The 13,631-nt window shown below is 60.8% G+C and carries 13 protein-coding genes; 8 read left to right on the top strand and 5 right to left on the bottom strand.

The window, feature by feature from the left end; all coding sequences use genetic code 11:
* Positions 1–137: 137 nt before the first annotated feature.
* A complete protein-coding gene (locus ACEN93_RS13500; protein ID WP_495611509.1) occupies positions 138–1,133 on the bottom strand; it encodes a GlxA family transcriptional regulator in 996 nt (331 codons plus the stop codon).
* A gap of 100 nt (positions 1,134–1,233) precedes the next feature.
* Here ACEN93_RS13500 and ACEN93_RS13505 point away from each other — a divergent pair, with 100 nt between their 5' ends.
* From ACEN93_RS13505 to ACEN93_RS13535, 7 genes are all read left to right on the top strand, one after another.
* On the top strand, positions 1,234–1,788 hold the full coding sequence (locus ACEN93_RS13505) for a cysteine hydrolase family protein (RefSeq protein WP_039771964.1): 555 nt from the start codon (positions 1,234–1,236) through the stop codon (positions 1,786–1,788).
* A 153-nt stretch (positions 1,789–1,941) separates the two neighbouring features.
* Positions 1,942–2,610 (top strand): YjfI family protein, encoded by a 669-nt coding sequence (locus ACEN93_RS13510; protein WP_039771966.1) that lies wholly within the window; start codon positions 1,942–1,944, stop codon positions 2,608–2,610.
* Positions 2,611–2,627: 17 nt separating this feature from the next.
* On the top strand, positions 2,628–3,326 hold the full coding sequence (locus ACEN93_RS13515) for a PspA/IM30 family protein (RefSeq protein WP_210710539.1): 699 nt from the start codon (positions 2,628–2,630) through the stop codon (positions 3,324–3,326).
* A 123-nt stretch (positions 3,327–3,449) separates the two neighbouring features.
* On the top strand, positions 3,450–4,100 hold the full coding sequence (locus tag ACEN93_RS13520) for a DUF2491 family protein (RefSeq protein ID WP_085654911.1): 651 nt from the start codon (positions 3,450–3,452) through the stop codon (positions 4,098–4,100).
* 13 nt (positions 4,101–4,113) lie between these two features.
* Positions 4,114–4,539, top strand: a complete 426-nt coding sequence (locus ACEN93_RS13525) for a DUF350 domain-containing protein (RefSeq protein ID WP_074691674.1) — start codon at positions 4,114–4,116, stop codon at positions 4,537–4,539.
* A gap of 17 nt (positions 4,540–4,556) precedes the next feature.
* Positions 4,557–5,249: a DUF1190 domain-containing protein gene (locus ACEN93_RS13530; protein WP_039771974.1), complete on the top strand. Its 693-nt coding sequence runs from the start codon at positions 4,557–4,559 to the stop codon at positions 5,247–5,249.
* A 2-nt stretch (positions 5,250–5,251) separates the two neighbouring features.
* Entirely contained in the window at positions 5,252–6,409 is a 1,158-nt protein-coding gene (locus tag ACEN93_RS13535; RefSeq protein WP_495611510.1) for a glutathionylspermidine synthase family protein, read from the top strand.
* Between the two features lie 76 nt (positions 6,410–6,485).
* Here the strand turns inward: ACEN93_RS13535 and ACEN93_RS13540 are convergent, their stop codons facing one another.
* Together ACEN93_RS13540 and ACEN93_RS13545 are read right to left on the bottom strand one after the other, a co-directional pair.
* Positions 6,486–7,004: a single-stranded DNA-binding protein gene (locus tag ACEN93_RS13540; protein ID WP_007966163.1), complete on the bottom strand. Its 519-nt coding sequence runs from the start codon at positions 7,002–7,004 to the stop codon at positions 6,486–6,488.
* Positions 7,005–7,013: 9 nt separating this feature from the next.
* Positions 7,014–8,411 (bottom strand): MFS transporter, encoded by a 1,398-nt coding sequence (locus tag ACEN93_RS13545; RefSeq protein WP_039771979.1) that lies wholly within the window; start codon positions 8,409–8,411, stop codon positions 7,014–7,016.
* A gap of 191 nt (positions 8,412–8,602) precedes the next feature.
* Between ACEN93_RS13545 and uvrA the strand changes: the two genes are divergently transcribed.
* Positions 8,603–11,437, top strand: a complete 2,835-nt coding sequence (gene uvrA, locus ACEN93_RS13550) for an excinuclease ABC subunit UvrA (protein WP_039771981.1) — start codon at positions 8,603–8,605, stop codon at positions 11,435–11,437.
* 65 nt (positions 11,438–11,502) lie between these two features.
* Here uvrA and bfr read toward each other — a convergent pair whose 3' ends face one another.
* Positions 11,503–11,970, bottom strand: a complete 468-nt coding sequence (gene bfr, locus ACEN93_RS13555) for a bacterioferritin (protein WP_064382244.1) — start codon at positions 11,968–11,970, stop codon at positions 11,503–11,505.
* A 149-nt stretch (positions 11,971–12,119) separates the two neighbouring features.
* Complete coding sequence (locus tag ACEN93_RS13560) at positions 12,120–13,574, bottom strand: catalase (protein ID WP_495611511.1); 1,455 nt, start codon at positions 13,572–13,574, stop codon at positions 12,120–12,122.
* Positions 13,575–13,631: the final 57 nt, after the last annotated feature.

Consider the following 13,631-nt stretch of genomic DNA (forward strand, 5'->3'; position numbering starts at 1 on the left):
TGCAGAGATCAGGCCAACCGGGGCTCGCCTGAAACACTCTGAAAATCAGCCACTTGAAAAACCCGTACTGGCACCGCGCCCGTTTCAATCTGCACGACCGCGCTGCAGGGTCCGGCATTTTGCACGACGGGTACGTTTTACTTCGCCACGGCAGGCGGCGGACTGACGCCGAATCGCGTGCGGTATTCACTCGGCGCCAGCCCGGTGATTTTCTTGAACGTTGCGCGAAAGGCTCCCGGATCCTGATAACCCACCGTCCACGCAATATGGTCGATGGTGCCATTGGTGAACTCGAGCATTTCCCGGGCCTTGCCAACCCGCAGGTGCTGGCAGTATTCGGTGGGTTTCAGACCGGTCGCCGCACGGAAACGGCGCAGAAATGTTCGCTCCTCCAGACCCGCACGTTCGGCCATTGCCGCCAGCGAGACATCGGTCGCGCCGGTGCCCTGCAGCCAATGCTGAACCTGAAGAATCGGCCCGTCGCCATGATTGAGGATCGGCGCAAAATTGCTGCCGCACGCACTGGCGCTGTCGCTGTGCTCCACCACCAGAAACCGCGCGGTGCTGCTGGCGATGCTCGGCCCGAGCAATCGGTCCACCAGACGCAAACCAAGCTCTGACCAGGCCATCAGCCCCGCCGTCGTTATCAGGTCACCGTCGTCGACAATCGGCGTGTCGGCCTTGAGCCTGATCTTCGGGTAACACTCGGCGAAGGCCTTGGCCGAAGTCCAGTGCGTGGTAGCGCTGCGACCATCGAGCAACCCGCTCTCCGCCAGCAGCCACGAGCCGACACAAACCCCGCCAAGCGTCGCGCCACGAGCATGTTGTTCACGCAGCCAGGGCTGCAGCCCGGCCGGCATCTGTGCCGCGGAAAAACCGGCAATGGACGGCGGGATCAACACCGCCAGCAAACCGTTGTCGGCTCCGGGATGACTGTCGTAAACCCGCACGGGCGGGTGGTCGTCATCGACCTGCCAGTGGCTGATCCGCAGCAGCGGCAATTGCGTGGCCTGGTGTTCGGCGGCGATCCGGTTGGCGACCCCGAACAGGTCGGTCAGGCCATGCACCGCCGCCATCTGCGCCCCGGGATACATCAGCACGCCCAGTTCCGCGACGGTCCTTTCTGCACCCATTGTCAGTTTTCCCCTGTGTATTGTCGGTGCGGCCAATCCTCGAAACCGTGGCCAGCGCCAATACTGAACCCACACCCACCCACACTTCGAGGACACACCCATGGCCAAGCAAGCGCTCATCGTAGTCGATATCCAGAACGACTACTTCCCCCAAGGCAAATGGCCGCTGGTCGGTGCCGACGCCGCCGCCGACAACGCCGCCCGGCTGATCGCGGCCTTCCGTGAAGCCGGTGATTCGGTGGTGCACATCCGCCACGAATTCACCTCGCCCGAGGCACCGTTTTTCACCCCGGGCTCCGAAGGCGCGAAACTGCATCCGAAAGTGCTCAACCGCACCGACGAGCCGGTGGTGCTCAAGCACTTCGTCAACTCGTTCCGCGAAACCGAGCTGCAATCGATCCTCGACGAACAAGGCATCAACGAGTTGGTGGTGGTCGGCAGCATGAGCCACATGTGCGTCGACGGCATCACCCGTGCGGCGGCCGATCTGGGTTACACCGTTACGGTGATCCACGATGCCTGCGCCAGCCGTGACCTGGAATTCAACGGTCTGACCGTGCCCGCCGCCCACGTGCATGCGGCGTTCATGTCGGCGCTGGGGTTTGCCTACGCCAGCGTGGTGTCCACCGACGAGTTCCTCGCCGCCAGCCGCTGAGCTCTGCTCTGATACAACTGGAAATACCTGCGCCCGCCTCGCTGCGGGCGTTTTTTTGTGGCTCAAGAAAATCTCACGCGTGAGCCATTGATGGCATTTTGATTTGGTTGTAGTGTGGCTCACGCGTGAGATGTTCATAACGGAGTCATCGCCATGAAAAGCCGCTCCCCTGCCACCCAGTCAGAGAGCCCAAAGGGAGTGCGCTCGACACCGTCCGCGAAAAAACCGTCGAGCTTCTACATGAAGCAGATGCGCGCGGGCCTGGCTGCCGCCGGTTATGTGAAACACGAAACTTGGGTGCTTCCGGAAAACCGAAGCTTGCTCAAGCAAATGGAGCAACAGCTACGCCAACCGATTCTGGCTGGCTCTTTCATGTCGGAGAATTACATGAGCGCAGGCAACAACTGGAACATCGATAGCCTCTACAACGCTTTCAAGGCGCTGGACGAGGTGGCTTCGCAAGAGATCACGCTGTCTCTGATCCAGAGTTCCGAACCCAGCCTCAAGCTGGAAATGAACGAATTCGGCGGTCTGCCGATTCACATCGCCCTCGCCGGTCAGCAGATCATCGTCGACACCGTGCTGGTGGACATCGATTCGATCACTGACGTGCGCGCCTTCAACGACGCCGTGCTGCGCAGCCGGGAAATGTTCCCGCTGTCGTCGATCGGCATCGAGACCATGCCCAACGGCCAGACCGTCTACAACATGTTCGGTGCACTGAGTGCCGACTCGAGCCTGACCAACGTGGTCACCGAGGTGAAAACCCTGGTCGACAACGTACAGCGCGCCAGCGAAGCCTTCGAACACTTCTTCAAGTAATCAACAGGGAATATCCAATGACTCAGTCCATCTGGAGCAAGTTGTTCACCGCGCTGCGCGGCGGCGCCAACGAAGTCGGCGAAGCGATCGCCGACCAACAGGCCCTGCGCATCCTCGATCAGGAAATCCGTGACGCCGACAGCGCGCTGTCCAATGCCCGTCGCGAACTGGTCACCATCATGGCCAAGCACAAACTCTCCGCCGACCGCGTGAGCGAGTACGAAGCCAAGATCAGGGACCTGGAAGCCAAGGCCGTTTCCGCCCTGAACGCCGGCCGTGAAGACCTGGCGCTGGAAGTGGCCGAAGCGATTTCGACCCTGACCAACGACCTGGGCGTCGAGAAAAAGCAGACCGACGAGTTCGGCACCTACGCCGACAACATGCGCAAGGACATCAACAAGGCCGAAGCGCGGATCAAGAGCCTGCGCCAGCAAGTCGACATGGCCAAGGCCCGTGACAGCGTGCAGAAAGCGCAGGTCAGCGCCTCGATCGCCAGCGGCGGCGCCAACGGCAAGCTGGAAACCGCCGTCGGTACCCTGAACCGCCTGCAAGCCAAACAGCAGCAACGCGCTGCCGAGCTGAGCGCTGCCGACGAACTGGCCGATGCGTCGACCGGCAACGACCTGGATCGCAAGCTGCGCGAAGCCGGCATCACGCCGAACGAAGGCAGCGCCAACGCCATCCTCGAGCGTCTGAAGCAGAAGTCCGCCCAGTAACGGCGGCGAGAAAACAGAAGGGCACCGGGTGCCCTTCTTTTTTGCCTGCTCGTTTGTCACGAGGCCGGTACACTAGCGGCGTTTTGCCAACGAATACCTCCACCCGCTTCAAGGAATGTACCCATGGGATGGTTCAAAGATTTGCTCGGCACCAGCAACTGGCAGTCGGCCGCGCCAGCGTCCGGGTCTGCCGGCGGCCCGCTCGGACTGGCGCAGGGCAAGGCGATTCGCTTCGACACGACCCTCGGCCTGTTGCTCGACGGCAGCACTTCAGTGCGGGTTCCCGACGCCCAGGCCATCTGGAGCGCCGGCTGGATCGACCTCGGTCAGTCGAACAAACTGCATCGCTACTATCTGAACGATGAAGAATTCTGGGTACAGATCCATGTCACCGGTGATGACCAGATCGAGTCGGTGACGCTGTTCAACTACGTTAGCTACGTGACGGTCAACAGTGACGCCGAATTGCAGCGTCTGGCCGGCCCGAACAGCCTGATCGGCCTACCGACCTATCGCCACGAAGGCGTCGAATACACCCGTGAGTGGGGCACCGAACGCGGTCAGACCGAACTGGTGCCGCTGACCGAACAGGTGATCAACCCGGACGAGTCCTACACCATCAACCATCACTCGATGCTCTACGCCCGGGACACCGGCCTGACCGATCGCCGCGAACTCTTGCTGTTCTCCGTCGAACAGGACGAAGAAGGCACCGTCAGCCTGAGCACCTCGCTGGGAATCTCGCTGTACACCACCGATTTGAGCACCATTTAAAAGGAAGTTTTCCATGCTGGAAGCGTTGTCCATTTCCCTGAACAAAGCCGCACTGGTCGGTTTCGTTGCCTACCTGATCGGCGCCGTGCTGCTGTTCATGCTGTTTCAGTTCGTCTACACCCGCGTCACGCCGCACAAGGAATTCGAGCTGATCCGTTCCGGCAACGTCGCCGCCGCCATTGCCCTGTCCGGCGCGATCATCGGTTTCGCGATTCCGGCCAGCAACGTGATCGCTCATTCGATCAACGTCCTTGACTTCGTCCTCTGGGCGGTGATCGCGGCCGCGGTGCAATTGCTGGCTTTCCTGGCGACCGGGTTGGTGCTCAAGGGCACGTCCCAACGCATCGCCAACGGTGAAATCGCCGCGGGCATCTATGTGGCGGCGGTGGCGATCAGCGTCGGCATGCTCAACGCCGCGTGCATGACCCCGTCCTACTGATCGGCAGGAAGCCTGAGATGAAACGAAGCAAGTACGTTCAACTGTCGCTGGCCGCTTCGGTGGCTCTGGCGATTTCTGGTGAAGTGGCCGCCCAGGAACAGCAACGCAACTTCCAGAGCGTCGAACAGTGCGTCGATGCCGAAGTGGCACCGGATGTCTGCTCGAACGCCTACGTCGCAGCCCTGGCCGAACACCGGCGGATCTCCCCGGCCTACGACGACAAGGCTGCCTGCGACGCGGACTTCGCCGCCGACTGGTGTCAGAAAAATTCCGCCGGCCGTTTCGTACCGAAACTCGGTGGCTTCAAAGTGCCGCAGGACGGTGAGCCGGCGCAGAACCTCGATGCGATCGCCAATGCCCAGATGCCCGCCGGCGACGCGGCCGCCGTGCAGAGCAATCAGACCAGCACTTCGCACTCGTCCAGCGGTGCAGGCAACGGCTGGCTCACCGGATGGCTGATCGGCAATGCCATGAGCAACAACCGCGCGATCGACTCGCGGCCGGTTTATCGTGAGCGCAATACCCGCCAGACCTACGACACCTCGACGCTGAACCGTCGCATCGAATCGGCGCCGAGCCGCAGCCAGCGGGACTACGACAGCGATTACCGCAAACCGGTCAACGTCGCTGCGTCCACCTCCCGTGGCGGCTTCGGCAGCCAGTCCAGCGCCCGCAGCGGTTGGGGCGGCTGGGGCCGTTCGAGCAGCTGACCATGAAGAAGATCCACTGCGCCGAGCGCCACGACTGGAAACAGACCGCCGAAAGCCTCGGCTTTCTGTTTCACACCATCGACGACGAGCCGTACTGGGACGAGCGCGCCTACTACCAGTTCACGCTCGCACAGATCGAAAACGATCTGGAGGATCCGACCACTGAACTGCACGAGATGTGCATGGACCTGGTCGACCGCGTCGTGCACAGCGAAGAACTGCTGGATCGCCTGAGCATTCCGGCGTCGTACTACGACATGATCCGAACGTCCTGGCTGGAAGGTCATCCGCATCTGTACGGGCGCATGGACTTCTCCTACAGCGGCAATGGTCCGGCGAAACTGCTCGAGCTCAACTACGACACGCCCACCAGTCTTTACGAAGCGGCGGCGTTCCAGTGGGGCTGGCTGGAGCAGTGCATCGAGCGCGGGCTGCTGCCGCGCCATGCCGACCAGTTCAACAGCATCGACACCCGGCTGCACGAAGCCTTCGCCCAACTGAAACTCACGCGGCCGTTTTACTTCGCCTCGATGAAAGACTCGGTCGAAGACAAGGGCACCACGGATTACCTGCGGCTGATCGCAGAAAAGGTCGGCATCGAATCACGGCACATCGACATCGAAGACATCGGCCTGAGCGCTGACGGTCGTTTCGTGGATCTCGAAGATCGTTGGATTCCGCACCTGTTCAAGCTGCACGCCTGGGAGTTCATCTTCCACGAACCGTTCGGCGCGGCGATCGCCGAATGCGACACCCAGTTTTTCGAACCGGCGTGGAAGTCGATCCTTTCCAACAAGGGCGCCCTGCCGTTGCTTTGGGAACTGCACAAAGGCCATCCGAACCTGCTCGCCGCACATCTAGATCCGAAGCCGGGCAGCGCGGTGCCCAAGGGCTGGGTGCGTAAACCGTACTTCTCGCGGGAAGGTGCCAACATCGAACTGCAGACCGCCGAGGGCTTGATCGTCAAGGAGGGTGGGCCCTACACCGATGCGCCCTTCATCCTGCAGGAATTTGCCCCTTTGCCGAAGTTCGACGACAGCTACACGCTGATCGGTTCCTGGGTGATCGGTGATCAGGCGGCGGGGATTGGCGTGCGCGAAGACAACAGCCTGATCACCAAGGATTCGAGCCGGTTCCTGCCGCATTTGATACTTGATTGAAAAACCTGCGGGCATGAAAAAGGCCCGTCGTGTTCAGCGACGGGCCTTTTTTATTTAACGCGGATACAGCAGCGAATCAGAACGGAATATCGTCATCGAAGCTGTCGAAATCCGGAGCCGGTTGCGGTGCGGCCTGCTGTGGAGCCGGGGCCGGACGCTGCTGAGGTGCCGACTGCTGCGGACGCGGAGCCTGCTGGCGTGGCGCCTGCTGCTGATAGTTGTTGCCACCGCCTTGTTGGTCGCCCTGTTGCGGACGGCCGCCGAGCAGTTGCATGGTGCCTTGCATGTCGACCACGATCTCGGTGGTGTAACGCTTGATACCGTCTTTTTCCCACTCACGGGTCTGCAGCTTGCCTTCGATGTAGACCTGCGAACCTTTGCGCAGGTATTCGCCGGCGATTTCGGCAACCTTGCCGAACATCGATACACGGTGCCACTCGGTCTTCTCGACCTTCTGACCGGTCTGCTTGTCGGTCCACTGCTCGCTGGTCGCCAGACTCAGGTTGGTCACGGCGTTACCGTTGGGCAGGTAGCGTACTTCGGGATCCTGGCCGCAAGTACCGACCAGAATGACTTTGTTAACCCCACGGGCCATAACGTTCTCCTAGGCTTCGCACGCAGTCTGCGCCGGGTTGTTCACCAGGCGTTCGAGAGTGGTGCGATCCATTAATTCGGTGTCCAGTTTGATGTAGATCGCCGCTTCATCAGCGACTATCACTGCATCAGTTACCCCTACGAGGGCCTTGAGACGCTCGACCAGACCCGCTTCGCGGATCGCTTCGGGCGACAGCGGCAGGCGCAGGCTCGTCACGTAGGGAGGTTCGCGCATGGTAACAGCAAAGGCCAGCCAAAGTGCAGCCAGCCCGGCACATCCGAGGAACACAACCGACAGACCGCCATGCTGGAACATCCAGCCGCCGAGAATCCCGCCGAGTGCCGAACCGAGGAACTGACTGGTGGAGTACACGCCCATGGCCGTGCCCTTGCCACCTGCCGGTGAAACCTTGCTGATCAGCGACGGCAGCGATGCCTCCAGCAGATTGAACGCGGTGAAGAACACCACCGTCCCGATCACCAGAGCCCGCAGGCTGTCGCCGAACTGCCAGAAGAATAGCTCAGTCAGCATCAGCGTCATCACGGCGCCGAGCAGAACTCGTTTCATTTTGCGTCTCTTCTCGCCGTAGATGATGAACGGAATCATGGCGAAGAAGGAAATCAGCAGTGCGGTGAGGTACACCCACCAGTGCTGCTCCTTGGGCAGACCGGCCTTTTCGACCAGCGCCAGGGGCAGTGCGACGAAGCTCGACATCAACATCGCATGTAACACAAAAATGCCCAGGTCCAGCCGCAGCAGGTCCGGGTGCTTGAGCGTCGGCATCAACGCCTGGCGTGCAACGCCGGACTCGCGATGACTCAGCGGCCCGGTGGACTTCGGCACCATGAACATCACGATCACGATCCCGACCAGGGCCATGCCGCCGGTGGCGAGAAACAGGCCGGACAGGCCGAACGCACGGGTCAGCAGCGGGCCGACCACCATGGCCACGGCGAACGACAGGCCGATGGTCATGCCGATCATGGCCATGGCTTTGGTGCGGTGCTGTTCGCGGGTCAGGTCGGAGAGCAGGGCCATGACCGCCGCAGAAATCGCCCCGGCGCCCTGCAGAATCCGCCCGGCGATCACACCCCAGATCGAATCGGCCTGAGCCGCCAGCACACTGCCGAGGGCGAAGACGATCAGCCCCAGGTAAATCACCGGACGCCGGCCGATGCGGTCGGAAATGATCCCGAACGGAATCTGGAAAATCGCCTGGGTCAGGCCGTAAGCGCCGATCGCCAGCCCGATCAGGGCCGGGGTCGCTCCCGCCAGATCCATGCCGTAGGTCGCCAGTACCGGCAACACCATGAACATGCCAAGCATACGGAAGGCGAACACCAGGGCCAGACCGCTCGCCGCGCGGGTCTCGCTGCCACTCATGCGTTCGCTGTGGGGATCGTGCATGGAAAAACCTCGTGTGAACCGGCGGCGATTCTACCAGTCCCATCGAGAGACGGGGTATATCGCGACGCTTTGACGCGTACAGATGAAACTCTCTTCATGTAAGGCAAAAAACCCTTCACTTGATAGTGTGCATCCATCCAGTATTTGGCCGTATACTCCTGTGTTTTCGACGCCCGCCGAGCGAGGCCATTTTGGACAAGATCCTGATTCGTGGGGCCCGCACCCACAACCTGAAGAACATCGACCTGACCCTGCCACGGGACAAACTGATCGTCATCACCGGCCTGTCCGGATCCGGCAAGTCTTCCCTGGCTTTCGACACGCTGTACGCCGAAGGTCAGCGCCGCTATGTCGAATCCCTGTCGGCCTATGCCCGGCAGTTCCTGTCGATGATGGAAAAACCCGACGTCGACACCATCGAAGGCCTGTCGCCGGCGATCTCCATCGAACAGAAGTCGACCTCGCACAACCCGCGTTCCACGGTCGGCACGATCACCGAAATCTACGACTACCTGCGTCTGCTCTATGCCCGCGTCGGTACGCCACGCTGCCCGGATCACGACATTCCGCTGGAAGCGCAGACTGTAAGCCAGATGGTCGACCTGGTACTCGCCCAGCCGGAAGGCAGCAAGCTGATGCTGCTGGCGCCGGTGATCCGCGAGCGCAAGGGCGAGCACCTGTCGGTGTTCGAAGAACTGCGTGCCCAGGGCTTCGTCCGGGCCCGGGTCAACGGCCGGCTCTGTGAGCTGGACGAACTGCCGAAACTGGATAAACAGAAGAAGCATACGATTGAAGTCGTTGTCGACCGTTTCAAGGTACGCGCCGACCTGCAGCAGCGTCTGGCGGAATCCTTCGAAACCGCACTGAAGCTGGCCGACGGCATCGCCCTGGTGGCGCCGATGGACGACGAGCCGGGCGAAGAGATGATCTTCTCCGCGCGCTTCGCCTGCCCGATCTGCGGCCACGCAATCAGCGAGCTGGAACCCAAGCTGTTTTCCTTCAACAACCCGGCCGGCGCCTGCCCGACCTGCGACGGTCTGGGGGTGAAGCAGTTTTTCGACATCAAGCGACTGGTCAACGGTGATTTGACCCTGGCCGAAGGCGCGATCCGTGGCTGGGACAGGCGTAACGTCTATTACTTCCAGATGCTCGGATCACTGGCCGCGCATTACGGCTTCAGCCTGGAGCAGCCGTTCAACGAGCTGCCGGCCGATCAGCAGAAGTTCATCCTGCACGGCAGCGGTTCGCAGAACGTCGATTTCAAATACCTCAACGACCGGGGCGACATCGTCAAACGCTCGCACCCGTTCGAAGGCATCGTGCCGAACCTTGAGCGCCGCTACCGCGAAACCGAATCGGCCAGTGTGCGTGAAGAGCTGGCGAAGTTCCTCAGCACCCAGTCGTGCCCGGATTGCCGTGGTACCCGCCTGCGTCGCGAAGCGCGACACGTGTGGGTCGGCGAGAAAACCCTGCCGGCGGTGACCAACCTGCCGATCGGCGACGCCTGCGATTACTTCGGCGCGCTGAAGATGACCGGCCGCCGCGGCGAGATCGCCGACAAGATTCTCAAGGAAATTCGCGAGCGCCTGCAGTTTCTGGTCAACGTCGGCCTGGACTATCTGTCGCTGGATCGCAGTGCCGATACGTTGTCTGGCGGTGAAGCGCAGCGGATTCGTCTGGCCAGCCAGATCGGCGCGGGCCTTGTGGGTGTTCTGTACATCCTCGACGAGCCGTCCATTGGCCTGCACCAGCGCGACAATGACCGCCTGCTCGGCACCCTCAAGCACCTGCGCGACATCGGCAATACGGTGATCGTGGTCGAGCATGACGAAGACGCGATTCGTCTCGCTGACTACGTAGTGGATATCGGCCCGGGCGCCGGGGTTCATGGCGGGCAGATCGTCGCCGAAGGCACGCCGGACGAAGTCATGGCACACCCGGACTCGCTGACCGGTAAATACCTGTCGGGCCGGGTGAAGATTGAAGTGCCGGCCAAGCGCACGCCGCGCAACAAGAAACAGGTGCTGGCGCTCAAGGGCGCGCGGGGCAACAACCTGCGCAACGTCGACCTGGAAATCCCGATCGGCTTGCTGACTTGTGTGACCGGTGTCTCGGGCTCGGGCAAATCGACGCTGATCAACAACACGCTGTTTCCGCTGAGCGCCACGGCACTCAATGGCGCGACCACCCTGGAAGCGGCAGCCCACGACAGCATCAAAGGCCTGGAGCATCTGGACAAGGTCGTCGACATCGACCAGAGCCCGATCGGCCGTACGCCACGTTCCAACCCGGCGACCTACACCGGGCTGTTCACGCCAATTCGTGAGCTGTTCGCCGGCGTACCCGAGTCCCGCTCCCGTGGTTATGGCCCTGGACGTTTCTCGTTTAACGTCAAGGGCGGTCGCTGCGAAGCCTGCCAGGGTGACGGTCTGATCAAGGTGGAAATGCACTTCCTGCCTGACATCTACGTCCCGTGCGACGTGTGCAAGAGCAAGCGCTACAACCGCGAAACCCTGGAGATCAAATACAAGGGCAAGAACATCCACGAAACCCTCGAGATGACCATCGAGGAAGCGCGGGAGTTCTTCGACGCGGTGCCGGCGCTGGCGCGCAAGCTGCAAACACTGATGGATGTAGGCCTGTCGTACATCAAGCTCGGGCAATCGGCGACGACGCTGTCTGGTGGTGAAGCACAGCGGGTCAAGTTGTCCCGCGAGCTGTCCAAGCGCGATACCGGCAAGACCCTGTACATCCTCGATGAGCCGACTACCGGTCTGCATTTCGCGGATATCCAGCAACTGCTCGACGTACTGCATCGCCTGCGCGACCACGGCAACACCGTGGTGGTGATCGAGCACAACCTCGACGTGATCAAGACCGCCGACTGGCTGGTGGATCTCGGCCCCGAGGGCGGTTCGAAAGGTGGCCAGATCATCGCCACCGGTACGCCGGAGGAAGTGGCCGAGATGAAGCAGTCTCACACCGGGCATTACCTCAAGCCGCTGTTGATCCGCGATCGGGCCTGATCGCCGGGCATGAAAAAGCCCCTGTCACTTCATCAGTGACAGGGGCTTTTTTGTACCGGCTGCAATCAGGACGCGTGGGACTGCAGGTAGTTCTGGATACCGATCAGCTTGATCAGGCCGAGCTGCTTTTCCAGCCAGTAGGTGTGATCTTCTTCGGTGTCATTGAGCTGAACCCGCAGGATCTCGCGGCTGACATAGTCGCCGTGCTGTTCGCACAGTTCGATGCCCTTGCACAGCGCGGCGCGCACCTTGTACTCCAGGCGCAGATCCGCTTCGAGCATGGTTTGCACCGTAGTGCCGACATCCAGATCATCCGGGCGCATGCGCGGGGTGCCTTCAAGCATCAGAATCCGGCGCATCAGCGCATCGGCATGACCGGCCTCTTCTTCCATCTCGTGGTTGATTCGTTCGTAGAGCTTGGTGAATCCCCAGTCCTCATACATCCGCGAGTGAACGAAATATTGGTCACGCGCGGCCAGTTCGCCGGTCAGCAACGTGTTGAGGTAATCGATAACGTCTGGGTGGCCTTGCATCGCCCTACATCTCCCTGCTTGAAAGTCTGTAGTTTGAACCAACCTGACTGGAAGGTCACTCACTTCGCGCAATAAAAGCGAAGATATTCTGAGAAAAGCAGCCTAAATAACGCAAAAACCGCCCAAATGAGGGCGGTTCTGCTTCTCGTTTAGACTTCGTTAAGCTGTACGTTGAGCAGCTTTGCGATTGCTTCTCCGTACGCCGGATCGGCCTTGTAGAAATGCTGCAGCTGACGATCGACGACGTCACTCGACACCCCCGCCATCGCCCCGGCGATGTTGCTGACCAGCAACGCTTTCTGTTCGTCGCTCATCAAGCGGAACAGCGCGCCAGCGTGGCTGTAGTAGTCGGTGTCTTCGCGGTGATCGTAGCGATCAGCCGCGCCGTTCAGGGCCAGTGCAGGCTCGGCAAAGTGCGGCGCTTGTTTCGGCGACTCTACGTAGCTGTTCGGCTCATAGTTCGGCGTTGCGCCACCGTTACTGCCAAATGCCATCGAACCGTCGCGCTGGTAAGTATTCACCGGGCTGCGTGGGGCGTTCACTGGCAGTTGCTGGTGATTGGTACCTACGCGGTAGCGGTGGGCATCGGCGTACGCGAATACCCGACCTTGCAGCATGCGATCTGGCGACAGACCTACGCCAGGCACCATGTTGCTCGGGCCGAACGCGGCTTGCTCGACTTCGGCAAAGTAGTTGAGCGGGTTACGGTTCAGTTCCAGTTCACCCACTTCGATCAGTGGAAACTCCTTTTGCGACCAGGTCTTGGTCACGTCGAACGGGTTCTCATAGTGCGCAGCGGCCTGGGCTTCGGTCATGATCTGGATGCATACGCTCCATTTCGGGAAGTCACCACGCTCGATGGCTTCGAACAGGTCACGCTGTGCGTAATCCGGATCAGTGCCCGCCAGGCGTGCAGCGTCTGCCGGCGCAAGGTTCTTGATCCCTTGCTTGGTCTTGTAGTGCCACTTCACCCAGTGACGCTCGCCCTGAGCACTGATCAGGCTGTAGGTGTGGCTGCCGAAACCGTGCATATGGCGATATCCGTCCGGAATACCGCGATCAGAGAACAGAATCGTGACCTGGTGCAGCGCTTCAGGCGAATGCGACCAGAAGTCCCACATCATCTGCGCGCTTTTCAGGTTGCTTTGCGGCAGTCGCTTCTGGGTGTGGATAAAGTCAGGGAATTTAAGTGGATCACGGATGAAGAACACCGGGGTGTTGTTGCCAACGATGTCCCAGTTGCCTTCTTCGGTATAGAACTTGAGGGCGAAACCACGCGGATCGCGCTCGGTGTCAGCCGAGCCACGCTCACCACCGACGGTGGAGAAGCGCAGGAATGTCGGGGTTTGCTTGCCGACGGCAGAAAACAGTTTGGCGCTGGTGTACTGAGTAATGTCACGGGTAACGGTGAAAGTGCCGTAGGCACCCGACCCCTTGGCGTGTACACGACGCTCAGGAATGTTTTCCCGGTTGAAGTGGGCAAGCTTCTCGATCAAGTGGAAGTCATCGAGCAGCAACGGGCCACGAGGGCCAGCGGAGCGAGAGTTCTGGTTATCGGCGACAGGTGCGCCACTGGCGGTCGTAAGCGTCTTGTTCTGGCTCATGCGATCTTCATCCTCTATCGGTCTTGAACTGCCGGCTAATCGGCTTGTTGGGGAGTA

It is taken from the genome of Pseudomonas sp. Pseusp21 (genome assembly GCF_059492145.1).